This window comes from Mucilaginibacter sp. UYCu711 (genome assembly GCF_050433825.1).
GTDB lineage: Bacteria > Bacteroidota > Bacteroidia > Sphingobacteriales > Sphingobacteriaceae > Mucilaginibacter.
The window spans coordinates 170,806-195,833 of the sequence record NZ_JBNPWM010000006.1 but is presented as its reverse complement, the minus strand read 5'-3'; the positions used below and the strand labels follow the sequence as shown (position 1 = coordinate 195,833).

Annotated in this window: 33 protein-coding genes; 16 read left to right on the top strand and 17 right to left on the bottom strand. The window is 40.4% G+C overall.

Annotated features, from left to right (window positions below; translation table 11 throughout):
* Positions 1–3 precede the first annotated feature (3 nt).
* Genes ABIB50_RS14405 through ABIB50_RS14390 form a run of 4 tightly spaced genes read right to left on the bottom strand, consistent with a single transcriptional unit; the run spans position 4 to position 3,162 of the window.
* Entirely contained in the window at positions 4–1,551 is a 1,548-nt protein-coding gene (locus ABIB50_RS14405; RefSeq protein WP_429380601.1) for a S41 family peptidase, read from the bottom strand.
* Positions 1,552–1,597: 46 nt separating this feature from the next.
* Positions 1,598–2,209, bottom strand: a complete 612-nt coding sequence (locus ABIB50_RS14400; protein WP_429380599.1) for an HAD family hydrolase — start codon at positions 2,207–2,209, stop codon at positions 1,598–1,600.
* Entirely contained in the window at positions 2,199–2,507 is a 309-nt protein-coding gene (locus tag ABIB50_RS14395) for a hypothetical protein (protein WP_429380597.1), read from the bottom strand. Before ABIB50_RS14395 ends, ABIB50_RS14400 begins: the two co-directional genes overlap by 11 nt.
* A 1-nt stretch (position 2,508) precedes the next feature.
* Positions 2,509–3,162 carry an ABC transporter ATP-binding protein gene (locus ABIB50_RS14390; RefSeq protein WP_429380595.1) on the bottom strand — a complete coding sequence of 218 codons (654 nt, stop codon included), beginning with the start codon at positions 3,160–3,162 and terminating at the stop codon, positions 2,509–2,511.
* A gap of 202 nt (positions 3,163–3,364) precedes the next feature.
* On the opposite strand from ABIB50_RS14390, the gene sucC reads away from it, so the two are divergent.
* From sucC to ABIB50_RS14365, 5 genes are all read left to right on the top strand, one after another.
* Positions 3,365–4,555, top strand: a complete 1,191-nt coding sequence (gene sucC / locus ABIB50_RS14385) for an ADP-forming succinate--CoA ligase subunit beta (RefSeq protein ID WP_429380593.1) — start codon at positions 3,365–3,367, stop codon at positions 4,553–4,555.
* 436 nt (positions 4,556–4,991) lie between these two features.
* A complete protein-coding gene (locus tag ABIB50_RS14380) occupies positions 4,992–5,510 on the top strand; it encodes a YceI family protein (RefSeq protein WP_429380591.1) in 519 nt (172 codons plus the stop codon).
* Positions 5,511–5,658: 148 nt separating this feature from the next.
* Positions 5,659–5,889, top strand: coding sequence for a hypothetical protein (locus ABIB50_RS14375; RefSeq protein ID WP_429380589.1), 231 nt, complete (start codon positions 5,659–5,661; stop codon positions 5,887–5,889).
* A complete protein-coding gene (locus ABIB50_RS14370; protein ID WP_429380587.1) occupies positions 5,870–6,289 on the top strand; it encodes a putative toxin-antitoxin system toxin component, PIN family in 420 nt (139 codons plus the stop codon). The genes ABIB50_RS14375 and ABIB50_RS14370 overlap by 20 nt, the downstream gene beginning before the upstream one ends.
* A gap of 69 nt (positions 6,290–6,358) precedes the next feature.
* Positions 6,359–6,979 carry an L-threonylcarbamoyladenylate synthase gene (locus ABIB50_RS14365; protein ID WP_429380585.1) on the top strand — a complete coding sequence of 207 codons (621 nt, stop codon included), beginning with the start codon at positions 6,359–6,361 and terminating at the stop codon, positions 6,977–6,979.
* Positions 6,980–7,161: 182 nt separating this feature from the next.
* Here the strand turns inward: ABIB50_RS14365 and trpA are convergent, their stop codons facing one another.
* From trpA to trpD, 4 genes are read right to left on the bottom strand one after another with little or no spacing between them, the layout of a single operon-like run.
* Entirely contained in the window at positions 7,162–7,932 is a 771-nt protein-coding gene (gene trpA, locus ABIB50_RS14360) for a tryptophan synthase subunit alpha (RefSeq protein WP_429380583.1), read from the bottom strand.
* 2 nt (positions 7,933–7,934) lie between these two features.
* Complete coding sequence (gene trpB / locus ABIB50_RS14355) at positions 7,935–9,116, bottom strand: tryptophan synthase subunit beta (RefSeq protein ID WP_429380581.1); 1,182 nt, start codon at positions 9,114–9,116, stop codon at positions 7,935–7,937.
* Positions 9,100–9,741: a phosphoribosylanthranilate isomerase gene (locus ABIB50_RS14350; RefSeq protein WP_429380579.1), complete on the bottom strand. Its 642-nt coding sequence runs from the start codon at positions 9,739–9,741 to the stop codon at positions 9,100–9,102. Before ABIB50_RS14350 ends, trpB begins: the two co-directional genes overlap by 17 nt.
* A gap of 1 nt (position 9,742) precedes the next feature.
* A complete protein-coding gene (gene trpD / locus ABIB50_RS14345; protein ID WP_429380577.1) occupies positions 9,743–10,732 on the bottom strand; it encodes an anthranilate phosphoribosyltransferase in 990 nt (329 codons plus the stop codon).
* Positions 10,733–11,022: 290 nt separating this feature from the next.
* Between trpD and ABIB50_RS14340 the strand changes: the two genes are divergently transcribed.
* Complete coding sequence (locus tag ABIB50_RS14340; RefSeq protein ID WP_429380575.1) at positions 11,023–11,979, top strand: ion channel; 957 nt, start codon at positions 11,023–11,025, stop codon at positions 11,977–11,979.
* Positions 11,980–11,995: 16 nt separating this feature from the next.
* On the opposite strand, the gene ABIB50_RS14335 is transcribed toward ABIB50_RS14340, so the two are convergent.
* Genes ABIB50_RS14335 through recR form a run of 3 tightly spaced genes read right to left on the bottom strand, consistent with a single transcriptional unit; the run spans position 11,996 to position 14,251 of the window.
* Positions 11,996–12,811, bottom strand: coding sequence for an SDR family oxidoreductase (locus ABIB50_RS14335; protein ID WP_429380573.1), 816 nt, complete (start codon positions 12,809–12,811; stop codon positions 11,996–11,998).
* Positions 12,795–13,631 (bottom strand): glycosyltransferase family 2 protein, encoded by an 837-nt coding sequence (locus ABIB50_RS14330; protein ID WP_429380571.1) that lies wholly within the window; start codon positions 13,629–13,631, stop codon positions 12,795–12,797. The genes ABIB50_RS14335 and ABIB50_RS14330 overlap by 17 nt, the downstream gene beginning before the upstream one ends.
* A gap of 2 nt (positions 13,632–13,633) precedes the next feature.
* Complete coding sequence (recR, locus tag ABIB50_RS14325; RefSeq protein ID WP_429380569.1) at positions 13,634–14,251, bottom strand: recombination mediator RecR; 618 nt, start codon at positions 14,249–14,251, stop codon at positions 13,634–13,636.
* A gap of 156 nt (positions 14,252–14,407) precedes the next feature.
* On the opposite strand from recR, the gene ABIB50_RS14320 reads away from it, so the two are divergent.
* From ABIB50_RS14320 to lepB, 4 genes are read left to right on the top strand one after another with little or no spacing between them, the layout of a single operon-like run.
* The gene (locus ABIB50_RS14320) at positions 14,408–14,761 is read left to right on the top strand and encodes a four helix bundle protein (RefSeq protein ID WP_429380567.1); all 354 of its coding nucleotides are present in this window, start codon (positions 14,408–14,410) and stop codon (positions 14,759–14,761) included.
* 58 nt (positions 14,762–14,819) lie between these two features.
* Complete coding sequence (locus ABIB50_RS14315; RefSeq protein ID WP_429380565.1) at positions 14,820–16,319, top strand: sodium:solute symporter; 1,500 nt, start codon at positions 14,820–14,822, stop codon at positions 16,317–16,319.
* Between the two features lie 4 nt (positions 16,320–16,323).
* Complete coding sequence (locus ABIB50_RS14310; protein ID WP_429380563.1) at positions 16,324–17,031, top strand: TIGR00730 family Rossman fold protein; 708 nt, start codon at positions 16,324–16,326, stop codon at positions 17,029–17,031.
* A 26-nt stretch (positions 17,032–17,057) separates the two neighbouring features.
* Positions 17,058–17,723, top strand: a complete 666-nt coding sequence (gene lepB / locus ABIB50_RS14305) for a signal peptidase I (RefSeq protein WP_429380561.1) — start codon at positions 17,058–17,060, stop codon at positions 17,721–17,723.
* 310 nt (positions 17,724–18,033) lie between these two features.
* Here the strand turns inward: lepB and ABIB50_RS14300 are convergent, their stop codons facing one another.
* On the bottom strand, positions 18,034–18,567 hold the full coding sequence (locus ABIB50_RS14300; protein ID WP_429380559.1) for a thioredoxin family protein: 534 nt from the start codon (positions 18,565–18,567) through the stop codon (positions 18,034–18,036).
* Between the two features lie 257 nt (positions 18,568–18,824).
* Entirely contained in the window at positions 18,825–19,262 is a 438-nt protein-coding gene (locus tag ABIB50_RS14295) for an Hsp20/alpha crystallin family protein (protein ID WP_429380557.1), read from the bottom strand.
* A 134-nt stretch (positions 19,263–19,396) separates the two neighbouring features.
* Between ABIB50_RS14295 and ABIB50_RS14290 the strand changes: the two genes are divergently transcribed.
* The 3 genes from ABIB50_RS14290 (at position 19,397) to ABIB50_RS14280 (ending at position 20,513) form a co-directional block, all read left to right on the top strand.
* Positions 19,397–19,843, top strand: coding sequence for an acyl-CoA thioesterase (locus ABIB50_RS14290; protein ID WP_429380555.1), 447 nt, complete (start codon positions 19,397–19,399; stop codon positions 19,841–19,843).
* Positions 19,844–19,886: 43 nt separating this feature from the next.
* Positions 19,887–20,270 carry a hypothetical protein gene (locus tag ABIB50_RS14285; RefSeq protein WP_429380553.1) on the top strand — a complete coding sequence of 128 codons (384 nt, stop codon included), beginning with the start codon at positions 19,887–19,889 and terminating at the stop codon, positions 20,268–20,270.
* 72 nt (positions 20,271–20,342) lie between these two features.
* Positions 20,343–20,513, top strand: a complete 171-nt coding sequence (locus ABIB50_RS14280; protein WP_429380551.1) for a hypothetical protein — start codon at positions 20,343–20,345, stop codon at positions 20,511–20,513.
* A 17-nt stretch (positions 20,514–20,530) separates the two neighbouring features.
* Here the strand turns inward: ABIB50_RS14280 and ABIB50_RS14275 are convergent, their stop codons facing one another.
* Together ABIB50_RS14275 and ABIB50_RS14270 are read right to left on the bottom strand one after the other, a co-directional pair.
* Positions 20,531–20,659 carry a hypothetical protein gene (locus ABIB50_RS14275; RefSeq protein WP_429380549.1) on the bottom strand — a complete coding sequence of 43 codons (129 nt, stop codon included), beginning with the start codon at positions 20,657–20,659 and terminating at the stop codon, positions 20,531–20,533.
* A 151-nt stretch (positions 20,660–20,810) separates the two neighbouring features.
* Complete coding sequence (locus ABIB50_RS14270; protein WP_429380547.1) at positions 20,811–21,506, bottom strand: SIMPL domain-containing protein; 696 nt, start codon at positions 21,504–21,506, stop codon at positions 20,811–20,813.
* 114 nt (positions 21,507–21,620) lie between these two features.
* Here ABIB50_RS14270 and ABIB50_RS14265 point away from each other — a divergent pair, with 114 nt between their 5' ends.
* Entirely contained in the window at positions 21,621–22,766 is a 1,146-nt protein-coding gene (locus ABIB50_RS14265; protein ID WP_429380545.1) for a dipeptidase, read from the top strand.
* Here ABIB50_RS14265 and ABIB50_RS14260 read toward each other — a convergent pair.
* Entirely contained in the window at positions 22,763–23,443 is a 681-nt protein-coding gene (locus tag ABIB50_RS14260) for a class I SAM-dependent methyltransferase (RefSeq protein ID WP_429380543.1), read from the bottom strand. The two genes, ABIB50_RS14265 and ABIB50_RS14260, sit on opposite strands and share 4 nt — an antisense overlap.
* 162 nt (positions 23,444–23,605) lie before the next feature.
* Here ABIB50_RS14260 and ABIB50_RS14255 point away from each other — a divergent pair, with 162 nt between their 5' ends.
* The gene (locus ABIB50_RS14255; protein WP_429380541.1) at positions 23,606–24,115 is read left to right on the top strand and encodes a hypothetical protein; all 510 of its coding nucleotides are present in this window, start codon (positions 23,606–23,608) and stop codon (positions 24,113–24,115) included.
* Position 24,116: 1 nt separating this feature from the next.
* Here the strand turns inward: ABIB50_RS14255 and ABIB50_RS14250 are convergent, their stop codons facing one another.
* A complete protein-coding gene (locus ABIB50_RS14250; RefSeq protein WP_429380539.1) occupies positions 24,117–24,314 on the bottom strand; it encodes a YqaE/Pmp3 family membrane protein in 198 nt (65 codons plus the stop codon).
* 241 nt (positions 24,315–24,555) lie between these two features.
* On the opposite strand from ABIB50_RS14250, the gene ABIB50_RS14245 reads away from it, so the two are divergent.
* Entirely contained in the window at positions 24,556–24,984 is a 429-nt protein-coding gene (locus ABIB50_RS14245; protein ID WP_429380537.1) for a secondary thiamine-phosphate synthase enzyme YjbQ, read from the top strand.
* Positions 24,985–25,028 lie beyond the last annotated feature (44 nt).

Genomic DNA, 25,028 nt, shown 5'->3' with positions numbered 1-25,028 from the left:
ATGTCACTTCTTTTTCAGGTTCCCATTAAATATCATCCCGTTAAAACGGTTAGCATTAACTATTATACCTGCTTCATTAGATTGCTCTACTGAAAATGTTTTCAGCTTACCTGCCAACCCCTGTATACGGGTTGCCGGCACACTATAAACGCCCCTTTTTACAAAGTTTATTGCATGATGCAATAGTATTTCGGTAGTATCTCCAAAATCCTTAGTTGCATCATCATAATCTTTAATACCAGGATAAGTTGCCGCCCCCGGGGTCATGCCGGTATAATATCCACCCTGCCCTGATGAATTTTTAGTTTCAAACTCAGGTATATACAGCTCGTATTTATTTATATTAATATTAAAAAAGCCCACAGGTTTGCCATAAGTTGTACCACCAATAAGCTGTACATCTAAATGAGGGCGCAGATTATTAATTGTTAACTCGCTTGCCGAGGCTGTTGCCCCGGTAACAATAAAAAACACACGACTAAGGTTTAGCGATCCTTTTTTAGAAAATTTTACTGCATTACCCGCAACAGTATAGTCAAACTGAGCATAGTTATAAAGCTGATTTTTATCATCACGCCTAAACTGGTGAGAAAGTAATGGATCGTCTATACCTTTAAAATTATTAACCAATATGTCATTAAAATAATAATTATACATAATAGATCCGCTTTTTGAAGCAGGTACAATGTAGTTATCAAGGTATTCGGCAGTTGAGGTATAACCACCACCGTTATACCGAAGATCGACCACAAGGTCGGTTATACCTTGCGACTGGAAATAATTAAAAGCGGCATCCAACTTAGCATCGGCATTAGCATCCGACGTAAATGAATTAAAAACCAGGTAGCCAACAATTTTGCCGTTACCTGCATTAATGGTTTTATAAGTTAAAACCGGGTTTGTGGTATAATTAGCAGCATTTAATGTTACATCTATAGTGCTTTGATCTGCTTTTTGCAGCTTCATTGTTATTGTACTACTATTTGCGTAGGCGTTTATAACAAACTGCGTATGTGTGCCCGATCCACCATCGTAAGCTAAATTAGAATTCCCATTTATACTTATTATCTGGTAACCGCGCTTAATCCCGGCCAGGTCAGCCGGCGATCCGGGATAAACATATTTTATGCGCAGATCGTTAGCATCATTATAAAATGGCGCGAAACCAAAGTTACTGTTGGTGCCATTTAACTCGGTAGATACCTGCCCTTCATCAATAAACGAATACTTGGCTTCGCCGGGTATTGATGCATAATATTCGAAAGGAAAACCGGTTGCGGGATTAATTTTATATTGCGATATAGCGTTAAGCTCATTATTAAGCGCTGCTATATCGCTGCCGCCGGAAAATGACCTTGGATTAAAAATAGCATAGCTGGGCAATCCATCATACCAATAATAGGCCTCTTTGGCGTATAGAAATACTGAATCTTTAACCAAATCAAGCGTCGATCCATTTTTCGAGGGTACTAACCCATCTTTTTTATCTTTTTTGCAGGATGCTAAAAAAGCAGTTGCAAGTAATAAAAAGTAAAATACTTTTCTCATCATTTCTTTCAAACTTTGGTATAACGAATTTAACCTCAAAGATGTTATGTTATAGAGTTAAAAATTTACTAATATCATGATAATCAATCCCACAAGCCTCGGCAGATAGCTTCGCCGCTTCAGAATGTCCTATCATTACCAGGTCTTTTCTTTTTAAATTGTGTTCCTTCATTAGCAGGTGCAGTACATCCGGTTCTGGCATAGGCAACGTTTCTTCGGCAAAATAACAAGTTAAATAGGCCTCAAGCCCATGCCATTCTGTTTGTTTGATCTTGTTTAACTGCAGTGCAGGGTTGCCATTAGTTACAATAAACATTTTTTTACGGTCAACTACTATATCCTGCAACAACTCAAGTATGTCTTGATACACCAATAGTTTAAGCGGTAGCTTAGCAGTAAGCAACAAATGCTGAAAGTTTATACGGTATTTTTCATCTAAAGCAAACCTCTCTTTCACCCTGTCAAAAACCATGTCTTTACTTTCGGTATTATAAGTAGTAACCATTAAATCAGTTAATACCTTGGCATCATAAAGTTCAATATATTCTATAAGGGCGGCAAATAAGTAATACACCTGGAACAGATAATCTTTTTCGGGATAGATAACATTATCCAGTTCAAACACAAAAGCGCTATGTTTATCTATATCACTATATTTCATTACCCGGTAACTGTATATCTATATTATATTCTGTAAATAATTGTTTCGATTCCATCAAAAGCTCAGCCTCTTTACTATCCAATACGTAAACTGTGTCAATAGCGTTGTCTAAACATAGCGCCAGCATCTCATGTGTATAGGAAAATGATTGTGGGTTGGGTAGTTTTATAAACTTACCCGGAGTAAGCATGAAGGCAGGCACATCATTATAATCACCTAAAATAACATCGGCTGCGTCTACTTTACTTCTAAGGCGATATGCTTCTGCCGACAGGGCCGATGTAATCAAAGCAATCATGTTATTGAACAATTAAGCCATCAACCATTAAAACCTTACGGTCTGATATATTTGCGAGGTCCTCATTATGGGTAACAATTACAAACGTTTGGTTAAACTCGTTACGCAGCTTAATAAACAACTCGTGCAGCTCGCGGGCGTTGGCCGAATCGAGGTTGCCGGATGGTTCATCAGCAAATATCAATGCCGGGTTATTTATTAGCGCCCTTGCTACCGCTACACGCTGCTGCTCGCCACCCGATAAGGTATTTGGTTTATGATTAAGCCTGTGGCCCAACCCCAACAATTCTAAAAGGTCTTTGGCACGCCTCTCCGCCGCGGGGCGTGATGTGCCGGCAATGTAGGCGGGGATACACACATTTTCTAACGCGTCAAACTCGGCTAACAAATGGTGGAACTGGAATATAAAGCCGATCTCACGGTTACGGAAGTTACTCAGGTTTTTGTTGCTTAGCTTATTAAGCTCAACATTGTTAATAAACAGCTGGCCGCTATCGGCTTTGTCTAAAGTACCCAGGATATTCAGCAAGGTGCTTTTACCGGCGCCTGATGCACCAACTATAGTTACAATCTCCCCTTTTTCAACTTCAATATCAACACCCTTTAGTATCCGGAGTTGCCCGTAAGATTTATTAATAGCGGTGGCTTTTAGCATGGGGTCAAAAATAGCGATTAGTGACAAGAGATTAGTGATTAGTTGCCAAATTTTATAAAACGACGCCTCTGTCTTGTAACATTCTTATTAAACACCTTACCCTAATCATACCAAAGTAAAAACTAATCTTTAATCTCCAACCGCTAATAACCGATTTCAAAACAAAATCATTAGATTTACCGCAAATTCTTCGAAAACGTATATGAACATTCACGAATACCAGGGAAAACAAATATTAAAAAGTTTTGGTGTTAGGGTACAGGAAGGCATTGTTGCCGATACGCCTGAACAAGCTGTTGAAGCCGCTAAAAAATTGAAAGAAGATTACGACTCGAGCTGGGTAGTAATTAAAGCACAGATCCACGCGGGTGGCCGTGGTAAAGGTGGTGGTGTTAAGTTAGCTAAGAATTTAGACGAGGTTAAGCAACGCGCTACCGATATCTTAGGTATGCAGTTAATAACGCCGCAAACCGGACCGGAAGGCAAGCTGGTACGCAAGATCTTGGTTGCGCAGGACGTTTACTACCCAGGCGAAAGCGAAACCAAAGAGTTCTATATCAGCGTTTTGCTGGACCGTGCTGCGGGGCGCAATATCATCATGTACTCTACCGAGGGTGGTATGGATATAGAAGAAGTTGCAGAGCATACGCCGCATTTAATATTTAAAGAAGAGGTTGACCCCAAAGTTGGTTTACAGGGCTTCCAAACCCGTAAGATCGCTTTTAATTTAGGCTTATCGGGCGAGGCGTTTAAGGACATGACCAAGTTCATAGCCGCGTTATATAAAGCTTATGATGCTACCGACTCGTCAATGTTCGAGATTAACCCGGTATTAAAAACATCTGATAACAAGATACTGGCTGTTGACGCTAAAGTAAATTTAGACGACAACGCCCTGTACCGTCATGCTGATTATGCAGCCATGCGCGATACCAACGAAGAAGACCCTACCGAGGTTGAAGCAGGCAAATCAAACCTTAACTATGTAAAGCTTGACGGTAACGTCGGCTGTATGGTTAACGGCGCAGGTTTGGCTATGGCAACTATGGATATTATTAAACTTGCCGGTGGCGAGCCCGCTAACTTCCTCGATGTTGGCGGTACCGCTAACGCGCAAACTGTTAAAGCCGGTTTCAACATCATATTAAGCGACCCGAATGTTAAAGCTATCCTGATCAACATATTTGGCGGTATTGTACGTTGCGACCGTGTGGCTCAAGGTGTTATTGATGCTTATAAAGAGATCGGTAATATCCCTGTGCCTATCATTGTTCGCCTGCAAGGTACCAATGCTAAAGAGGCCAAAGAGCTGATCGATAATTCAGGGTTGAAGGTTTACTCAGCCATCTTGTTAAAAGAAGCTGCTGAAATAGTTAAGCAGGTATTAGCCTAACTATATAACTATAACACGATATTATACAATTATTAAAGGGGCGTTTAGCCCCTTTTTTGTTTCAAAGTGTTTCATTTAAATAATGAAACACTTTGAAACACCTGAAACACTTTTTAGTTCTAACTACCTATAAATAAGCCTATTGCTAAAAGCCGGGTGAAACACTTTGAAACAGTACAAATACTTCATATAAAATACGTAATCTATTATTAATAAGTAACTTATGCATATTTTAACCTAAATTAGCAACCTGAGTGAAACACTTCGAGTGAAACACACCTAAGTATCTTAGGTATTCGACAGCATTATAGCATTGGTTATTGCAGAACAATTGCCTCTCCCATCGATTATAAAAGGATAAATATAAAATGACAATTAAATTGCATGTTTAAACATCTATTGTGTTTATATTTGTATCACTAAAACAAAAACAATCATGGCAACACAAAAATGGGTATTAGACCCAATGCACTCAGAAGTACAATTTAAAGTTAAACACTTAGTAATTTCAACTGTAACCGGCTTTTTTAAAAGCTTTGAAGGTTCGTTAGAAACCGAAGGTGATGATTTCGCAAACGCTAACATTACGTTCTCATTAGATGTTAACAGCATCGATACTAACCAGGAGCAACGTGATGGTCACTTAAAATCAGCAGAGTTTTTTGACGCTGAGCAATATCCAAGCATCACTTTCAAATCAACATCATTTAATGGCGAAGAATTAAAAGGCGACCTGACCATTAAAGGTATAACCAAACCAGTTACTTTAGAAGTTGAACACGGCGGTACCGCGACTGATTTTTATGGCAACACCAAAGCAGGCTTTGAAGTTGTTGGTAAAATCAACCGTAAAGATTTCGGCTTAACCTGGGACGGCGTAACCGAAGCAGGTTCGATAGTAGTAGGTGAAGATATTAAATTGATAATCAACGTTCAATTCGCTAAACAAGCGTAAGTAGAGATTAGTGATTGGAGATTGGTTAATTAGTCTCTGATTTATAAAATTAAAGCAGCCTCAGCAGCGGGGCTGCTTTTGAATTTTATAAAGATTGTTTGAAAACGAAATCAAAAAAACGTAAATTTGGGTATAACACATATTTGAAATGAAAACATTAAACATATCCATATCAGATATTGAGTATAACAAGTTTGGCTTACAGAACGATCAATTTTCTTTTACCGATTTTGTTGATCTGATCAGCAATGAGTTATCACGCCAAAATCTTAATAAAAGCATTGAACTTGCAGAAAAATATGGTTTATCCAATTTAACAATGGATGACATTAGCAAAGAAGTTAAAGCTGTAAGAAAAAATGCAAAAAATAATACTTGATACTAATGTTTTAGTCTCGGCATTAATTCAAAAAAGCTATCCTTACTACATTGTTTATAATATATTCTCGGGAATCGAAGTAGAACTTTGCATTTCAGACCCGTTGATGCAAGAATATTATGAAGTATTAAATCGAAGGAAATTTTCCAGATATCCGGATTTCCTTATAAAGGCCGAAGGATTATTAGCTACCATTGAAACAAAAGCAATAATATTTAAACCATCGGTAACTCTTCATATAATTGGTGATTGGGCCGATAATAGGTTATTAGAATTAGCGGAAGAGAGCGAGGCGGATTTTTTAATAACGGGTAACACAAACGATTTTACTATCTCCAATTATAAAAAGACACAAATTATATCACCAAAAGATTACCACGAAAATCATTGCCCCCATTAACACAATATGTGGGCATTAATGTTGCTACATTCAAAACCTATTTGCGCTGCCTGCGAAAAATGTCATATTATGCTTATTAGAATCTACCCTGAAAATCCAAACGAAAAAGCCATACAACAAGTAGCAGAAGTACTGCGTAAAGGCGGTATCATCATCTACCCTACCGATACGGTTTATGGTTTGGGTTGCGATATAACCAATCATAAAGCTATCGAAGCTATTTGTAAGATCAGGAACATCAAAGCCGATAAGGCTAACTTCTCTTTCATATGCTATGATCTGAGCCATATATCAGATTATATCAAGCCTATTGATAATACTACTTTCCGGGTATTAAAAAAGGCGCTGCCGGGGCCCTTTACTTTTATTTTTAATGCCAGCCATAATGTACCAAAGCTGTTAAGCTCCAACAAAAAAACAGTTGGTATCCGTGTGCCCGATAATAATATAGCCCGTTGTATCGTAAAAGAACTGGGTAACCCCATCCTGTCAACTTCCATACACGATGCGGACGAGATCATAGAATATTCAACTGATCCTGAATTGATCCATGAAAAGTATGAGGACCTGGTTGACCTGGTAATTGACGGTGGTTACGGCGATAATATACCATCAACTGTTGTTGACTGCACCTCTGGCGACTTCGAGATCATCCGTGAAGGTAAAGGCGAATTGGAACTGTATCTTTAAGATCTGCTACCCTTTTATCGATTTAACAAACGCCGGTATCTTAGCTAAATAATAAAAGCTTTACAAATTTTTCCGTTCCCTCAGGGTCTCTCAAAGAGGACCCTGAGGTTGCATTAAGGAATCCTCAGGGTCCTTTTCAAGAGACCCTGAGGGGACAGTCTTAGAGGGGACAATCTTTTATTTTAACGACGAATAGAATTGATAAAAGCAGGAATCTGTTCAAGATAGTTTTCTGTCTCCAAAAGCTTTACAAATTTACTACCTACTATGGCACCATTAGCGTACTGGCAGGCTTTGGTAAAAGTGGCGCTATCAGAGATCCCGAAGCCTATGATGGTTGGATTTTTAAGACCCATTGCCTTCACGCGGACATAATAAGCCTCAATACTGTCAGATACATTTAAGCTGCCGCCGGTTATTGATGATGACGAGAGCAGGTAGATAAAGCTGTTGCTCAATTCGTCTATCTTGGTAATGCGTTCAGGTGTGGTTTGTGGCGTTACCAGGAATATATTGCTCAGGTTATTGTCGATAAAATATTTGGCGTACATGCTCTCGTATTCATACATCGGCAAATCAGGTACAATTATGCCATCCACTCCTACTTCTGCTGCTTTTTTGCAGAAACGCTCTACGCCATATTGCACTATCGGGTTAACATAGCCCATTAATAATATCGGGATGGTTACCCGTTTGCGCAGATCTTTTAATTGCTCAAATAATACATTCAACGTCATGCCATTATCCAAAGCCTGTTGCGAGCTGTTTTGGATAGTAGGCCCATCGGCTACCGGGTCTGAATATGGGAAACCTATTTCTAAAAAATCGGCTCCGGCTTTTTCCAGCGCTTCGGCAATATCAACCGTAGTATTTAAGGCGGGGTAACCGGCAGTATAATAGATGGATAATAAATTATCTTTCTTAGTTGCGAAAAGATGGTTTAGACGGTTCATTATTAGTAATTAAAATATTTTATATAAGTATCCAGATCTTTATCCCCGCGCCCTGATAGGCAGATAATAACATTATCGTCCTTTTTAAATTTCATTTTCTCCAACTGCGCCAGGGCATGTGCCGACTCTATCGCCGGGATGATCCCTTCCAGCTGGCAGCATAATAAGCCGGCCTGTAACGACTCATCATCAGTTACGCTGGCATATTGCGCACGTTTTATTTTATACAGGTGCGCATGTTGCGGGCCTATACCGGGGTAATCCAACCCGGCCGAGATAGAATATGGTTCAACAACCTGGCCATCGTCAGTCTGCATTAAGATAGTTCGGCTGCCATGTAAAACACCCTCTTTACCCAAAAACGTAGTAGCGGCAGAGTGACCACTGTCCACTCCTTTACCGGCTGCCTCAACAGCTATTAATTGCACACTTTCATCATCCAGGAAATGATAGAACATCCCCATAGCATTACTGCCACCGCCTACACAAGCCATTACATAATCGGGCAGTTCTTTACCGGTATGCTCAAATAATTGCTTTTTAGCTTCAAATGATATTATAGACTGGAAACGCGCCACCATATCCGGGTAAGGATATGGGCCCACAACCGAGCCGATGATATAATGGGTATCTACCGGGTTGGCTATCCAGTCGCGCAGGGCCTCATTGGTGGCGTCCTTCAACGTTTTACTGCCCGACCGGGCCGGTACTACGGTAGCGCCCAACATCTTCATACGGGCCACGTTTGGGGCCTGGCGCTCCATGTCGATCTCGCCCATGTAAACCACGCACTCAATACCTTTTAATGCGCATACGGTAGCCGTTGCGACACCGTGCTGGCCGGCCCCCGTTTCGGCAATAATTCTTTTTTTGCCTAAACGTTGGGCTAATAAAATCTGGCCGATGGCATTATTGATCTTATGCGATCCGGTATGGTTAAGGTCCTCGCGCTTTAAAAATATATTGGCGCCATATTTTTCCGAATATCTTTTGGCATAATATAGCGGCGATGGCCTGCCAACATAATCTTTTAAAAGCAGATCGAACTCGGCTTTAAAGTCTGGCTCCTCAATGATCTTCAGATATTGCTGCCGTAATTCTTCAACATTGGGATATAACATTTCGGGCACATACGCGCCGCCAAAATCGCCATAATAACCTTGCTCGTTAACTCCGTATTTCATGCGTATCAGGTTGTTTTAAAAGGCTGAATGCCTGTTTTAATTTTTCAATATCTTTTAGTCCGGGTTCTTTTTCAAACCTGCTGTTTAAATCAACCCCGTAAAATTGCGGATGTTTGATCTTTGCCACCTGCTCTAAATTATCTAAACTTAAACCGCCGCTTAAAAAAAACGGCACCTCCAGTTTATAGTTAGCTAAAACGTTCCAGTTAAATGTTTTGCCCGAACCGCCGTGCGCGTCAGTCCTGGTATCGAACAGGAAATAATCAACCTTGCCAACATAGGCATTTAGCTGGCCGAAATCAAAATCCTCATCCAAACCAAAAGCTTTAAGTACCTGCACCCTATCCCTGAACGAGTTTGCGACTTCTGCGCTTTCTTCGCCATGTAATTGTATGGCATTAAACCCAAATTCATCAATCAGCCTGTTTATTTCCTGCTGATCTTCATCAACAAAAACAGCCGTTTTAATTATTTGTGAAGGTAATGAAGCTACATTATTCACAACAATATCGCCCACAAATCGCGGCGAACGGTTATAGTAGATAAAGCCCACATAATCGGGGGCCAGTTCTGTAACCGCTTTTATATTATCGGGATATTTTAACCCGCAAACCTTTATTTTCATTTTAGTTACCTACCAGGTTTTTAAAACTTGTTAAAGCGCGCTTGCTTAGCAAAGATTCTTCAGCCTCATAAAAGCAATCGGCGAAGGTTTTATCCGGATTGATAGTATTGATTGCCACCGCCGCATTTGCCAGTACCACACTGCTTTGCGCCGTTGTTGCGTTGCCCGAAAGCACCTGCATAAAAATACCGGCCGATTCGTCAACCGTACTCCCCCCGGCAATTGTTGAAGGATCTAACCTGTCAAACCCTATGCTTTTTAAGGTATTTACTTTTTCACCTTTAGGGGTAAATGTTTTAAAATCGCAGGTAAGCGAAATTTCATCATAGCCTTCTAAAGCATTAAGGATCGTATATTTTTTGTCTGATCGCTGATAAAGATAGGCATACATCCTTGCCAGCTCTAAATTATAAACCCCAACCAGCTGGTTATTAGGCCGGGCCGGGTTTACCATGGGCCCCAGCATGTTAAAAAAGGTTTTAACCCCCAGTTCGCGGCGGATAGGCGCTACCGTTTTCATGGCCGGGTGAAATAACGGGGCATGCAGGAAACAAATATTAGCGGTATCTAAAGTTCTTTTCAACTCGCCAATGTCGTTAGTGAACTTATAACCCAGGTACTCCATCACGTTTGATGACCCGCAGCCTGATGAAACCCCATAGTTGCCATGTTTGGCTACTTTATAACCCGCCCCTGCCACTACAAACGACGCCAGGGTTGAAATATTGAACGTATCCTTTCCATCGCCGCCGGTACCGCACAGATCTATCAGTTCGTTCGTACCCAGGTTTACAGGAAGGCATAGTTCCAGCATCGCATCCCTAAATCCTTCAAGCTCGGCAACAGTAATATTGCGCATACAATAGGCCGTCATAAAAGCCGCCATTTGCGAATTATTGTACAACCCCTGCGATATCAACGTCAGGATATCCTTTGCCTGGTCGCGGGTAAGTGTTTTATTTTCAAAAAGATGATTAAGTATTTGTTTCATGTCTAACCCTCTACGGGGTAATTAATATTAGTATTTTATTTTTATAATCTTCCCTCCGGATAACCTCCCCTTTCAGGGTCCGGAGGACTCCTTTGGAGGGTTGGGGGGCTAACAAAAAAGGGTTACCTTACGGCAACCCTTTTTTAATATAATTTATAATTACAGGAGTTTGCCTTACGATTTTAATCGTTAAGCCACCACCAATTATTATTTAAACTTTTAATTATCATTACGAAGGCAAATATGGAAATAGTTTTTCCTAAAAGCAAGCAGAATGATAAATTTACAGCATGGCCATACGCAAGCAAAATTTTAATCCAGAAGATGACCTTGGTTTCGGCACCCAGGCTGTTACCAAAAGCCAGCGTTTAATAAACCAGGATGGCTCAATAAATGTAAAACGCAAAGGCATATCATTCTTCAACACATCCAATAACTACCATACGCTTATAACCATGGGTTGGGGCAAGTTTTGGTTATTAATATTAGCTGGATATTTATTGGCCAATATAATTTTCGCACTTGTTTATGTTTCATTAGGCCCTGGCGCTTTAGATGGCAGTGTGGAAACCATCAATGATGGCTGCATCTACCATCGTTTTATGGATGCCTTTTTCTTTTCGGCACAAACTATCTCCACGGTTGGTTACGGGCATATTTTTCCAAAAGGAATGGCAGCTAATACTATTGCCGCATTAGAGTCAATGACCGGCTTGTTAGCCTTCGCGTTAGCTACCGGTTTGTTATACGGGCGTTTTTCAAGGCCATCGGCCAAAATAAAATATAGTGGGCATTTGCTGGTTGCCCCCTATCGTGATGGTAAGGGAATAATGTTCAGGTTAACCAACATGCGCCGTAATACGTTGATCGATTTGCAGATGGAAGTTATATTCTCGTACAACGAAGATGTAAAAGGTAAACCTGTCCGCAGATTTATATCATTAGAGCTGGAACGTAAACGGGTTAGCATACTTACGCTAAGCTGGACAGTGGTACACCCGCTAAATGATGATAGCCCAATAAAGGACATGACTGCCGAAGAAATGGAAAGCACCGGCGCAACCTTCGCGATATTACTTAAAGCTTTTGATGATACTTTCTCGCAAACGGTACATTCACGCACATCATACATGTATAACGAAATGGTATGGGGCGCCAAATTTAAACCTGCTTTTGATCGTGATGAGGATGGCCGGATAGTTTTGAACCTGGATAAGATTGATGATTATGAATTGGTTACTCCGTAATCAGTCTATGGTCTTATTACTTCAACAACGCATCCTTCTCTTTAGCAAACACATTATAAACCAGCTTATCCAATACCCCCGGAACCAGCTTACTTAAAAATACGGTGAGCTTGCCCTGGCCGGTCATTATTAATGTGCGCTCACGAGCTTCAACACCGTCGGCTATAATTTTTGCAACTTCTTCAGAGGTCATCATTTTTTCCTCGTGCAGGGTGCTTTCGCCTTGCTGGTTACCGTCTTTATTTAAAGCGGTATTGCGAATGTTTGAGGCTGTAAAGCCCGGGCAGGCTGTCATCACATGTACGCCTGTTTTTAAGTTCTCAACCCTTAAAGCATCAAGAAAGCCGTTCATGGCAAACTTTGATGCCGAATAGCCTGTCCTTCCGGGCAAACCTTTGTAGCCGGCGATAGATGATACCCCTACTATTGATCCTTGTGTTTTTATAATTTCAGGCAATGCGTATTTGGTGCAGTATACCGTCCCCCAAAAATTTACATCCATCAGGGTTTTTAAAACATGTAGGTCCGCGTCTTTAAATAGGGCACGCATAGAGATGCCGGCGTTATTTATCAGAATATCTATCTTACCGAAAGTTGTAATGGTTTGTTTTATTAGATGCTCGCAATCACTTTCTACAGCAACATCGCATTGTACAGCAACGGCTTTAATCTGGTATTGATCTTGCAGCGTTTGGGCTATTTCGCAAAGCGTAACGTATTGGCGTGCGGCTAAAACAAGGTTAGCGCCACGACTGGCAAATTCTTCGGCTAATGCTTTACCAATGCCTGATGAGGCGCCGGTTATTATAACTATCTTATTGTTCAACTTCATAGGCTGCAGGGTACAGCTGTATGCCTTCTACTATTTTTATTTCAGGCAAACTAAACAGGTACTTGGCAGCGAAGATAAGCATAGCGCCATAAAAATTCTTTATGTATTGCCAGCTAAATTTTGGTGCATTATCACTTTTTAAATTGATGATATAAGTTTTTGGGAAATAATAGTTTTTTAATCCCGTTAATCGCATCCGGTATGAAAAATCAATATTATGACCGAACTGGACAAAACGCTCATCGAACAAACCAACTTCATTTATAACAGACCTGCGGATCAGCATAAAGGCATCGTTCAATATATCGATCTCTGATGTTTGAAACTCCTCAACCCAAGCCTTATGGTTACGGTTTGATAAACGTGTTTTCTGAAGGTTTTTACCAAAACCTATCAATTTTAAAAAGCCGATCCACGGTGTTGTTAAGCCCCGGTTTGACTCTTTTAAAAATGTCCCCTGTGTACCTAACATTCTCACGCTTAAACCACTGGCGTCTCTATGTATTTCCATAAAGTCCAGTACTTTATCCAAAGTCTCTTTGCCGCAAATAGTATCCGCACTGACTAATAAAATATACGCCCCTTTAGACGCTTCTATTCCCTGATTACGTGCTTTGGCGATCCCTTCATTTGCAACGTTTGCAATTATCCTGGCTTGTGGAAACTCAGTATTAACCATATCAACAGAATTATCTGTCGATCCGTTATCAACTATAACCAACTCATAATCAATAGAATTAGCGGCTTTAATTAAAGAATCAAGCGCGAGTTTCAGCACATCACATTGGTTGTGATTAACAATTATTACGGATAGTTTCATACTTACCTGGATAAAGAATTTTCATAAGGAACACGTGTAGCGATGGACCGACCTAATGTGATCTCATCTACGTACTCCAATTCTCCTCCAAAGGCTATGCCACGGGCTATTGTTGAAATGCTAATATTGAATTGTTTTAATCTTTTATGCAGATAGAAGATGGTAGTATCTCCTTCCATGGTGGCGCTTAAGGCAAAAATCACTTCCTTAACTTCGTCAGTGGTTAAGCGTTCTACTAAGGTATCAACCTGCAGGTCAGACGGTCCTATGCCATCCATTGGTGATATCAAACCGCCCAATACATGGTACACGCCATTGTATTGACTGGTATTCTCTATCGCCATAACATCACGGGTATCTTCAACAACACATATCAGGCTATGGTCGCGCTTGTGCGATGCGCAGATCTCGCACACCGGCATATCAGAAATATTATGGCAGGTTTTGCAGAACTGAATTTCATTGCGCAGCTTCGTCATTGTACTGCTAAACTTTTGTACATCTTCTTTATCCTGGTTAAGCAGGTGCAGTACCAGGCGCAACGCCGTCTTCTGCCCCACTCCGGGCAGCTTAGCAAACTCGGCTACCGCATTCTCCAACAATTTCGACGAAAAATTCATTGTACGAAGATAGGTAATAGTCCGGAAGTCGGAAAGTCGGGAAGTCCGAAAGATTAAAGTTTACGGATCGTTGAAGTAAGAAACAAAAGATTCATCATAAGTTTGAAAGTTTTTTTGTTTAATGACGTACTATACATAACTTGTGAGCAAGAATTTATGGCATTCAAATTTGAAAAATTAATAGTATGGCAAAAAGCCGTTGATTTAGCTGGTGATATACACGAGCTAACCAGATCTTTTCCAAAAGATGAATTATTTGTTCTTACTTCCCAAATAAAAAGGGCGACAGATTCAATTTCACTTAATATAGCAGAAGGATCGACAGGTCAGTCAAATGCTGAATTTAAAAAGTTTCTGGGCTATGCTATACGTTCAGATATAGAAGTTGTTGGATGTTTATATTTGGCGAAAAAGCGCGACTTGATCAAGGCTCCGTTATTCGACAAATTATATGCTCAATGCGAAGAAATTTTAGTTATGCTAAATGGACTTCGAAACTCATTAAATTAAAAATTAATACATCTTCCGGACTTGCCGACTTTCGGACTTCCGGACTAAAACAATCTACATGGCACCTGGAATACTACTTTCATTTATCATAGGCTACTTTTTAGTATTACTGATCATATCATGGCTTACATCACGTAAATCATCCGATAATGATACCTTCTTTGTAGCCAACCGAAATTCGAAATGGTACCTGGTAGCTTTTGGTATGATAGGCACAGCGTTAAGCGGTGTAACGTTTATATCGGTACCGGGCAAAGTAGGCGCGCCAAGCGGCGACCAGTTTGCCTATTTTCAGTTTGTGCTGGGTAATGCCGCCGGGTTTATCATCATTGCCACGGTACTGTTGCCGCTATACTACCGGATGAAGCTGACATCCATTTATAGCTATATAGAACATGCATTAGGTACCTGGAGCTATAAAACAGCGGCCGCTATATTCCTGTTAAGCCGGGTAATTGGATCATCGTTCCGGTTGTATCTGGTGGTAATTGTATTACAGAAATTTATTTTTGATAGTTACGGCGTGCCGTTCGCGGTAACGGTTTTAATATGCCTGGTACTGATCTGGGCCTATACATTTAAAGGGGGGTTAAAAACCATTATAATAACAGACAGCCTGCAAACGCTGTTCCTGGTATCGTCGGTTTTCCTGTCGATATTCTTTATTTGCCGGGCCATGAACTTCAGCATTTTTGAAGCTGCAGAGGCCGTTAAAAACAGCGGTTATTCCAAGATTTTCTTCTTTAATGATTTTATGACGAGCCACTTTCATTTCAGTAAGGAGTTTATCGGCGGTATGTTTATAACCATAGGCATGACCGGCCTCGACCAGGACCTTATGCAAAAGAACCTGAGTTTGAAAAACATCCGCGAAGCGCAAAAAAACATGTTCAGCTTTACTGGGGTGTTTGTGGTTATTAATATCTTCTTTTTATGCGTGGGTGCCCTGTTAGCCATGTATGCCACCAGGTACGGCATTACAGTAGCAAAAACCGACTACCTCTATCCTACCATCGCGCTTAATTATTTAGGGTTAGTACCCGCCATTGTATTTATGCTGGGGCTTACTGCTGCCACCTTTGCCACTACCGACTCGGCCCTTACTGCCCTAACCACCTCCTTTTGTGTGGACTTTTTAAACTTTAACAAGGGTAAGGATGTCAACAGTAAAAAAATGGTTAACATCCGTCATTACGTGCATATCGCGTTTTCGGGCTTATTGTTTTTAACTATTATTATATTTAATGCAATTAACAACGATGCCGTGGTGAGCGCTATATTTAAGGTAGCTTCATACACCTACGGGCCGCTACTGGGTTTATATTCCTTTGGCTTATTTGTTAGCAGACGGCAGGTTAGGGATAAGCTGGTGCCATTTATTTGTTTGATATCGCCGGCTATTTGCTTTTACCTGAGCACCCATTCTGCAAAACTATTTGGCTATACTTTCGATAACGAACTCATCCTGGTGAATGGAATTATTACATTTGCAGGATTGCTATTTACCTCGACTGCTAAAACAAAAGAGGAAATAGCTAATTATACTACTACAAGATAAGATAATGACCGGAGAAGAAAAAATAAGACAAGCGTTTGAGAACAAGAATTGGCAGGAAATTAAAGTAACCGATTCCTGGCAGATATTTAAAATAATGGCCGAGTTTGTTGACGGATTTGAAAAACTGGCTAAAATAGGCCCTTGCGTATCCATATTTGGATCGGCACGTACCAAGAATGACAACCCATACTATAAGCTTGCAGAGGATACCGCCCGCCTGCTTACAGAGCGTGGTTATGGCGTAATATCAGGCGGTGGGCCGGGTATTATGGAGGCGGCTAATAAAGGCGCGTACGAAGCCGGGGGTAAATCGGTAGGGCTAAATATTGAATTACCGTTTGAGCAGTTCCACAATAAGTATATCGACAGGGATAAGGTACTGGAGTTTGATTACTTCTTTATCCGTAAAGTAATGTTCATGAAATACTCACAAGGGTTCATTGTGCTTCCGGGAGGTTTTGGTACGCTGGATGAGTCTTTCGAGGCTATAACATTGATACAAACCGGTAAGATCGCGCGTTTCCCGATTGTGTTTGTTGGAGTTGAGTATTGGAGAGGATTGTTTAACTGGGTAATTGAAAAGATGCTTAACCAGGAGCATAACATCCATCCGGATGACCTGAACCTGTACCGCCTGGTTGATACTGCCGAGGAAGCGACCGAGCATATCTTCCGTTTCTATGATAAATATGTATTGAAACCTAACTTCTAAACTTTATAACGATACCTGATCTTTTCATGAAAAAGCCCCTGATTATAGCCCTTGCCGTGGTTGTGTTTTTACTTGCGGTTTGGCTTATAGGCAGCGTTACACATACGCTTGAGTTCTATACAATTTCAACCACCTCAAACCAGCCTGCTTACAGGCCGGGCGATGTCGTTATTGCATCTAACCTGGTTAAACCGGCACGCAATAAGTTTATTGTTTTTAAAACAAAGGATAAGCGCGAATGGATCTTCAGGTGCATCGGTATGCCGGGTGATATTATCGAAATAAAACAGACCGCTTTATATGTAAATAACCAACTGCAGGACGAACCCTTCGCCGCTAACGAATATTTCATCCATAATACGGATCTGAAAAAGATTGCCGGCTTGGTGGCTAAAAATAAAGATGTGGTAAAACCTATGGCCGGCGATAGCCTATCAGTTATTACATTAACCAGGCCCGAGGTTAAAGCTTACCAGGTTAAACTTGCTCTTTGCTCTTTATCGCCTGGTAGTATTAACCCAAACCTGTTTTTAGATTTCAGGCGATGGATGTACAATGAAGATAACCTGGGGCAAATAGTGGTTCCAAAAAACGCTTACTTTGTTTTGGGCGATGACAGGCACAATGCTTACGACTCGCGTTTCTCTGGTTATGTTAATGCTGAGGATGTGATATCGACTGTTATTAATTAGCAGCTTTCAGGCTTAGGTGATCCACGTGAAAAAATGGATCACCTGGATCACCTTTTTAACTTAACTTATTGATAAAAAGAAGTTTAACTTTTTGAGTGGATCACTTTGGATCACTACAATTAGTTTAAGTGCCTATCGTAACGGTCTGGAAATATATCACTTACCTAATTTTAATTATTTTACATAATTTGGAGTGGATCATTTAAAGTGGATCACCGGATCAGAATCTTATTATTATCTGCACCGCGGTCTGTGTCCTCACAGACCGCATACAAGTCATCTGTGAGGACACAGACGACGATAGATCAACTTACTTAGCGTTAACTACGTAACTTTTGGGATCAATTGCCGCCGGCGACCAGTTCTGGAAAAACTCCAGCACTTTAGCTTTGCTATGGCCCCTGCCCTCTTCCAGGTACGCCGAATTTTGCGTGTGTAATCTTTTACCCTTAGCGTCAAGCACCACAAATACCGGGAAACCAAATCGTTGCGGATAGCCAAGATCGGCCAGCACCTGCTCATTTTTATTTTCTGGGCTATAGTTTACGTGTACAACAACATAGTTATCACGCAGATATTTGTCAAGTTCAGCGTCTTTTTTTACCAGGTCATTAAAATAAATGCACCATATGCACCAGTTGCCGCCAATTTGCAGCAATACATTTTTATGGCTGGCCGCCGCCTGTTTTACCGCAGCTGCAATGTCTGCTTTTGCATCAGCAGCAGGATGATATAGCTTAGCGGTATCTGTAAGTTTAACAGTTTTAGCCGGTACCGCGGTGGTTTGCGCCTTTACCCCAAGGCCTAAAATAATCAGGGATGTAATGAGCAATAATTTTTTCATAGATAGGCGTTTAAAATTTAAAGATAGTAATTGCCGGGTTATTCGGGAAGAGTTGGGTTCATGAATGAAAATATTGACACTTAATACACATTGCTAAAACAAAAAGGCCACCCTTTTGGGGCGACCTTCTCTCTCAAACTAAAACCAACTTACTATTTATTATGAAAACTTATCTTTCGGTAACTTATATCGGGTCCAAAAGCCGGACTTTCGCACTAATCGTTCTCACTTCCGGGCTTTCGGGTTGGCCGATAATATTATTTTACAGCTATTTCTCTTGATTGAAATTTAGCTTCTTCTTTTTTAGCGATAGTCAATTTCAAAATACCGGCTGTATAATCAGCTTCTATTTTTGATTGATCTGCGCTTTCAGGTAAGGTAAATGACCTTGAAAATGAGCTAAAACTGTATTCGCGTTTGGTATATTTTTTTGTCTCGTCAGTAGTTTCAGTTTTCTTATCAGCCGAAACGCTTAATACGTTTTTATCTAAACTTATTTTGATATCGGCTTTGCTTAAGCCCGGTACCGCCAATTCAACTTCAAACTGGTTATCATTCTCAGCAATATTTACAGCCGGTGTACGCGTTGCTGATTTTTCGTTTAAAAACGAGTCGTTTAATATTGAATACACGTCGTTAAAAAACGGATTCACTAGGTTTTTCTTTTGGTCTCTGTTAAATTTTACTAAAGTCATTTTTATATCCTCCTAAGTTTTTCTTTTGTTAACTTCGCATTAACTTAATCAATAGCTATACCAATGGGCTATTGTTTAATATTAGATGACTATTTGTCGCTTTAACCAATTTTTACCAGACATAATGACACTTAATGACTGAAAAACTATCAGAGTATAGGTTTAAAACCGATATACCTATTCGCTTTTCGGATATAGACTCGGTAGGGCATGTTAACAATGCTATATATCTAACCTATTTTGAAATTGCCCGTTTTAGCTACTGGAAGGAAGCCATCAACTGGAATTTTAGTGAAAATGGTATTATTGTGGGCCGGTCGGAAGTAAATTATTTAAAGCCCATTACCCTGCACGACCAGATTGCCTGTTATGTACGCGTAGTGCGTATTGGTAACAGCAGCTTTGATGTAATGCACGTGTTGGTAAGGATAACCCCTGCAGGCGAAGAGATCTGCACTACCGGGAAAACTGTTTGTATTTGCTATGATTATAAAGCCAACAAATCTGTACAGATCCCTACTGCCGAGCGCGAACAGATGATAGCTTATGATGAGCCGAGATTGATATTGAATACCAATTAAGTTAACTTAGCGTTATTACCTATAAAAAACAAACCTGTTTATAATGAAAAATATTTGCCTGTCTCTTTTGGTATTAGTTTGCTTTTTTGGATGCAAAAAAAATGATAGTGCCGCGCCCGTGGATACCACACCTGCAAAAAAAGATATGATTGTTAAATTAAGCAGCACCCAGAAATTTTCATACTTTGTAACAGAGACAGATACGGTTACCAATGATTTTGTTACCAAGGACGATTATGATGTAACTTCCCTGGACTATACATTTACACCAAAATCCGGGCATAAGGTTATTATCGAGGCAGTATCAACCGCTACCGCTACCTTCACAACCAATGTAACTTATGATGGTAAGGCCCTGGGCCCTATAGTGCCGGTTAAAGATGCAAGCCATACCAGTTTTATATTTAACTACACTGTACCAAAATAAAAGTGCCACGGTTTTATAATCAAGCTTAACAAATGCTTTATTATAACGTTTCTATCTATTTAAGTAAGTATTTTGAAAGATTTAAGAGCCGTAGGCCCGACAAATATTGTAGCACCGGGTTTTAGCCCGGTGGACAGCAAGAATGTAAACACAAGTGCCGTAGGTACGACACATATTATATGGGCCGAGCCTACGGCTCTTTATTTATTTGTTTCGATAGTTATATTTGGTACACCTGAATAACAACAGGGACTACTTTTCTATTGCTTCCCGTTGTTCGCCACATTTACCTTGTCAAAAATGCGCACCACAGCGTAAGCAAACGGAATGATCAGCGTAAAGGCTATTTCTCTTGGCCCAAAGTTAAGGTTTAAGATAATGATAGCCAACGCGCTGAAAAATCAGATGGCACCGGTTGCCAGGAATAAGTTTTTAAGGAAGTTAACGAAGATATTCATCTTTAAAAGTGTAAGGTTAAATTGATACCAAATATATCAATTTATATAAAACAAAATACTTCACAAATAAACGCTTATCGCTCTACTTCCCTATCTCAAACACAGCGTTTACCTGTAAACTTATTTTTATTTTCTTTACGTCGATATCCGATTCGGCAGGTACACCCCTTACATCGCTGGCGGCCATGGTTTTAAACATTACCTGCCTTGGCTGCGGATAGTTGCTGTTATCGCTTTCGGTAATATTAATCACACGTCCCAACGTTTCGCCTATTCCATTTAATAAATAACCTGCTTTGCTCCTGGCTGATAAAAGGGCCTTAAGCTTTAGCTCATTTTTAAGCTGATCTATTTTTGAATAATCATAGCTATCAATATATGTGCTTTGGATGCCTTTAGGGTCAACCTTACTTAGTATCTGGTTGTACCTGTTCAAATCGTGAAATTTGATACCATATTGTTTAGAAGCCAAAAAATCGGGGTTCTTCTTTTTTTGATAGGTGTTATTATAGGCCGATAAGTTATTAATTGTAAAATCTTCTTTCGGGATACCGGCATCGCGTATAGCGCCTTCCAGTTGGTTCTCTAACTGTTCAATAGTAACCTTTGTTTTGCCGTTAATATATTCCTGCAGGGATATGGTAACGTTTATAATATCTGGGGTAACTTCCTGGTCGGCTATGCCTGTTACTTCAATTTTACGGCGCAGATCAACATTTTGCGCGAAGGTGGAATAGCTTGCTACGATTAGTGCTGTGAGTATAAATAGCTTTTTCATGTATATATATATGTTTTTTGTAGATATAGAACAAATAACGGGGTTAAAGTTTAATTAAAAAGTACAAATGACATTAACTTTTTGCTGCGGTCCGTTTTTTATTTAAATTACAACATGAAAAAATTGCTGTTAATTGCACTGCTATCACTGACTATCAGCACTAAAGCGCAATTATTGATTGATACCCATAACGACGCTATATCAAACGAATTAATTACCGGGCACGACCTGGGTAAACTACAAACAGAAGGTAATTTCGACCTTGTACGTGCTAAACAAGGCGGGTTAAACGCGCAAATATTTTCTATATGGTGTGGCGAAACATATGGTAAAGGCACCGCAAATGCAATGGCTAACCGCGAGATAGATTCGCTTTTTGCTTTGATAAAACGCTACCCCGATAAAATAGCTTTGGTTACTACCCCGAAGCAACTAAAAGCCACGGTTAAAAAAGGCAAGCTGGCCGCTTTAATTGGTGTAGAGGGTGGCCATATGATAGAAGACAGTATAACCTATTTAGACCAGCTGGCTAAGCGCGGTATGAGCTATATGACGCTAACCTGGAACAATAGCACCAGTTGGGCAACATCAGCGGCTGCAGAAACGGCCAAACCTGACACCCTAAAACATAAAGGATTGACAGATTTTGGTAAACAGATAGTACATCATATGAATGACCTGGGTGTGATGGTTGACGTATCGCACGTTGGAGAGCAAACCTTTTATGACGTAATTGCTACAACCAGTAAACCCGTTATTGCTTCACATAGCTGCGTGTGGAATTTGGATAAAAACCGACGCAACCTAAAGGACGAGCAACTACAGGCAATAGGCAAAAATGGCGGCGTAGTATTTGTTAATTTTTACAGCGGATTTGTCGACAGCACCTATAACCAAAAAGAAAACGCGTTTATAAGGGCACACCGATCTGAACTTGACTCGCTGATAAAAATTTACCACGATGGCGACCTGGCTGTTGAAAGGTTAAGCGCCATACATAAAGAAGAATCAGACCAGGTGCGCCCGCCGTTAAACATGTTGATAAAGCATTTTGATTATATAGCAAAGTTGATAGGCGTTGAACATGTTGGCATTGGGTCAGACTTTGACGGATCAGAGTCGTTCCCGCAAGAAATGGACAGCGTTGCTGATTACCCTAAAATAAAAGCTGAGCTATTAAAAATCGGTTACAATAAAAAGGATGTCGCCAAAATATTCGGCGGTAATTTTATGCGGGTGTTTAAGGCAAATAAAGGCTAAGTGGTTAATCTTACAAGGTATTGTCCAAACTCGTCTTCAATCAATACTTCCATGGTATAGCCTGCTTCAATAGCTATTTGCTGCAGGGTATGCTCATCAATATACAACCAGTTAAACCATTCGGTTTTTAGGTTTTTATATTCGTATTGATACTGTATTTCGCCGTAATAGCCTTGTTTGGGCAGCTTACCCTCATACAGGTAAGCGATATCGGACGAATCGAACAACAATTGGCCGCCTTTATTTAACATGGTTTTAAGATGGATGAGCAAATCTTTTAAACCGGTTAAGGTACCAGCCAAACCAATACCGTTCATCAGCAATAGCAAAGTATCAAATTTGCCCTCAAAAGTAAATATGTCTGCTTCGGTTGCTTTATTAACGCCGCGCTCCTGCATAGTTTTAACACCTAACGGCGAGATATCAATTGCTGTAACGTCTACCCCTTGCTCCTGTAGCAGCAAAGCATGGCTTCCTGCCCCGGCCCCTATGTCCAATATTTTGCCGCGGCATTGCTCAAGCGCCATCCATTCAATATCTGGTATATCATCCTCTCCCCTAAAATAGGTAGCTATGGGCATTGCCTCTTTAGGGCCATATTTATTGTTTATCCAGAGTTTACCCCCGGGTAAATTGCGGTGGTGGTCAAATATGGCTTGTCCTAAAACATCATTCATAAATAAATAAAATTGGCTGCAAGTTAAACAAACACAACCATTGCTTCATTTGTTACGTAATACAATTATACTCCCGGGTTATTTCAAACTATTATTTCCGTTACAAAAGCAGCGGTGTATAATTATTTATATAGTTTTGGATGAACCTAAGTAACCTAACCTATGAAAAATTCACATCTTATACTTACATCTTTAATAGCCTGCACGGTGTTTTCCTGTAAAAAGGATGAGCTGGCCGGCGCAAAATCGCAATATGCCAAATTAATTGTAGGCACCTGGAAGGCGTATCAGCAAAACACAAAAGTTTATGATCTTACTACAAACGAGCTTTTAAAAGATTCGACCGTTAATTTTACCGATGCAAATGCGGGAAGAGCATTTACTGAAATTTACAATGGAGACGGCAGCGCCTATGTTACCGTCCAAACCCGCAAGCTTGGCGCTTTAGTAGCAACTACCGATACAACCAGCTACCTAAAATATACCATATTAGGTGCAAACCTTAACTTAAAACAAAATATTGGCGGCACTGAAACCAAACCTATACTTACCTTAACATTAACCGTTATGGGTCTGCAAAGCACACGTACCGGCACGCTAAATGCCGGCTGGGGTTTGGAGAGTGATGCGCCTTATAAAATAATACAGGGAACCTACTACACCAGGCAATAACTTACCTGCCGTATTTCATTACCCTGACCAACTGGCGGTGCCTTTTGGCGGCGTAATAATCGTTGGTAACCAGTATGGCGTGTATTACGCCCGGTATCCAGAAACAGATGGTTAATATAATGCTCAATATAAAGGCGCCTATCCTGCCTGTGCTAAACACAGCAAGGGGCGGCAATAACAAACAAAGAAAATAGCGCATAACTGTAAATTTATATACTCCAATATATCTGTTAGACGGTGCAGCAGCTAAGTAGTTACAACCTAAATTAGATTAAGGGATCATTGTTTTGCTTTGCCGGCCAACAGCCACAGTTCGCTTGAACTAAATTCAAAAAAAGCTAAAGTATTCATGGATAAAGGTTTTTACTAATTTACAGTTTTATATCAGATTTTAAATATTAGCCTGATTATTGCGATAAATTTGCAAGCACATACTATCGATGAAAATATATCAGCAACAAATACAGCTTAGCCAACGCCGCCGGGGCTTCCATTTAATAACTGCCGAGGTTTGGAATTCATTACCTGAGTTACGTGATATAAAAACCGGCATGTGCCAGGTATTTATTCAGCATACATCGGCATCGTTAACCATCAATGAAAACGCCGACCCCACAGTACGCAAAGATTTTGAAATGTATTTCAGCAAAACAGTACCCGAGAACGATCCTGATTATTTGCACGATGATGAAGGGCCGGACGATATGCCCGCACATTTAAAAGCCGCGCTGTTAGGCAGCTCGGTAATGATCCCTATCCGCAACGGCAAGTTCGCGCTGGGCATATGGCAGGGGATTTATTTATGCGAGCATAGAAACTACGGCGGCAACCGCACTTTGATGATTACTGCGTGGGGATCACCCCTCTAAATCTCCCCAATGGGAGGGCTTAAATTTTTAAAGTCTCCCCTTTG

Bases quoted from the DNA above. Each gene is read 5' to 3' on its own strand.
- ABIB50_RS14405 (WP_429380601.1), bottom strand. From the start codon at position 1,551: ATGATGAGAAAAGTATTTTACTTTTTATTACTTGCAACTGCTTTTTTA.
- ABIB50_RS14270 (WP_429380547.1), bottom strand. From the start codon at position 21,506: ATGAAAAAGCTATTTATACTCACAGCACTAATCGTAGCAAGCTATTCC.
- trpB (WP_429380581.1), bottom strand. From the start codon at position 9,116: ATGAAATACGGAGTTAACGAGCAAGGTTATTATGGCGATTTTGGCGGC.
- ABIB50_RS14285 (WP_429380553.1), top strand. From the start codon at position 19,887: ATGAAAAATATTTGCCTGTCTCTTTTGGTATTAGTTTGCTTTTTTGGA.
- ABIB50_RS14380 (WP_429380591.1), top strand. From the start codon at position 4,992: ATGGCAACACAAAAATGGGTATTAGACCCAATGCACTCAGAAGTACAA.
- ABIB50_RS14365 (WP_429380585.1), top strand. From the start codon at position 6,359: ATGCTTATTAGAATCTACCCTGAAAATCCAAACGAAAAAGCCATACAA.
- trpD (WP_429380577.1), bottom strand. From the start codon at position 10,732: ATGAAACAAATACTTAATCATCTTTTTGAAAATAAAACACTTACCCGC.
- ABIB50_RS14245 (WP_429380537.1), top strand. From the start codon at position 24,556: ATGAAAATATATCAGCAACAAATACAGCTTAGCCAACGCCGCCGGGGC.
- ABIB50_RS14400 (WP_429380599.1), bottom strand. From the start codon at position 2,209: ATGAAATATAGTGATATAGATAAACATAGCGCTTTTGTGTTTGAACTG.
- ABIB50_RS14260 (WP_429380543.1), bottom strand. From the start codon at position 23,443: ATGAATGATGTTTTAGGACAAGCCATATTTGACCACCACCGCAATTTA.
- ABIB50_RS14370 (WP_429380587.1), top strand. From the start codon at position 5,870: ATGCAAAAAATAATACTTGATACTAATGTTTTAGTCTCGGCATTAATT.
- ABIB50_RS14395 (WP_429380597.1), bottom strand. From the start codon at position 2,507: ATGATTGCTTTGATTACATCGGCCCTGTCGGCAGAAGCATATCGCCTT.
- ABIB50_RS14375 (WP_429380589.1), top strand. From the start codon at position 5,659: ATGAAAACATTAAACATATCCATATCAGATATTGAGTATAACAAGTTT.
- ABIB50_RS14390 (WP_429380595.1), bottom strand. From the start codon at position 3,162: ATGCTAAAAGCCACCGCTATTAATAAATCTTACGGGCAACTCCGGATA.
- ABIB50_RS14295 (WP_429380557.1), bottom strand. From the start codon at position 19,262: ATGACTTTAGTAAAATTTAACAGAGACCAAAAGAAAAACCTAGTGAAT.
- ABIB50_RS14310 (WP_429380563.1), top strand. From the start codon at position 16,324: ATGACCGGAGAAGAAAAAATAAGACAAGCGTTTGAGAACAAGAATTGG.
- ABIB50_RS14250 (WP_429380539.1), bottom strand. From the start codon at position 24,314: ATGCGCTATTTTCTTTGTTTGTTATTGCCGCCCCTTGCTGTGTTTAGC.
- ABIB50_RS14350 (WP_429380579.1), bottom strand. From the start codon at position 9,741: ATGAAAATAAAGGTTTGCGGGTTAAAATATCCCGATAATATAAAAGCG.
- ABIB50_RS14315 (WP_429380565.1), top strand. From the start codon at position 14,820: ATGGCACCTGGAATACTACTTTCATTTATCATAGGCTACTTTTTAGTA.
- ABIB50_RS14255 (WP_429380541.1), top strand. From the start codon at position 23,606: ATGAAAAATTCACATCTTATACTTACATCTTTAATAGCCTGCACGGTG.
- ABIB50_RS14320 (WP_429380567.1), top strand. From the start codon at position 14,408: ATGGCATTCAAATTTGAAAAATTAATAGTATGGCAAAAAGCCGTTGAT.
- ABIB50_RS14290 (WP_429380555.1), top strand. From the start codon at position 19,397: ATGACTGAAAAACTATCAGAGTATAGGTTTAAAACCGATATACCTATT.
- lepB (WP_429380561.1), top strand. From the start codon at position 17,058: ATGAAAAAGCCCCTGATTATAGCCCTTGCCGTGGTTGTGTTTTTACTT.
- ABIB50_RS14340 (WP_429380575.1), top strand. From the start codon at position 11,023: ATGGCCATACGCAAGCAAAATTTTAATCCAGAAGATGACCTTGGTTTC.
- recR (WP_429380569.1), bottom strand. From the start codon at position 14,251: ATGAATTTTTCGTCGAAATTGTTGGAGAATGCGGTAGCCGAGTTTGCT.
- trpA (WP_429380583.1), bottom strand. From the start codon at position 7,932: ATGAACCGTCTAAACCATCTTTTCGCAACTAAGAAAGATAATTTATTA.
- ABIB50_RS14300 (WP_429380559.1), bottom strand. From the start codon at position 18,567: ATGAAAAAATTATTGCTCATTACATCCCTGATTATTTTAGGCCTTGGG.
- sucC (WP_429380593.1), top strand. From the start codon at position 3,365: ATGAACATTCACGAATACCAGGGAAAACAAATATTAAAAAGTTTTGGT.
- ABIB50_RS14265 (WP_429380545.1), top strand. From the start codon at position 21,621: ATGAAAAAATTGCTGTTAATTGCACTGCTATCACTGACTATCAGCACT.
- ABIB50_RS14330 (WP_429380571.1), bottom strand. From the start codon at position 13,631: ATGAAACTATCCGTAATAATTGTTAATCACAACCAATGTGATGTGCTG.
- ABIB50_RS14335 (WP_429380573.1), bottom strand. From the start codon at position 12,811: ATGAAGTTGAACAATAAGATAGTTATAATAACCGGCGCCTCATCAGGC.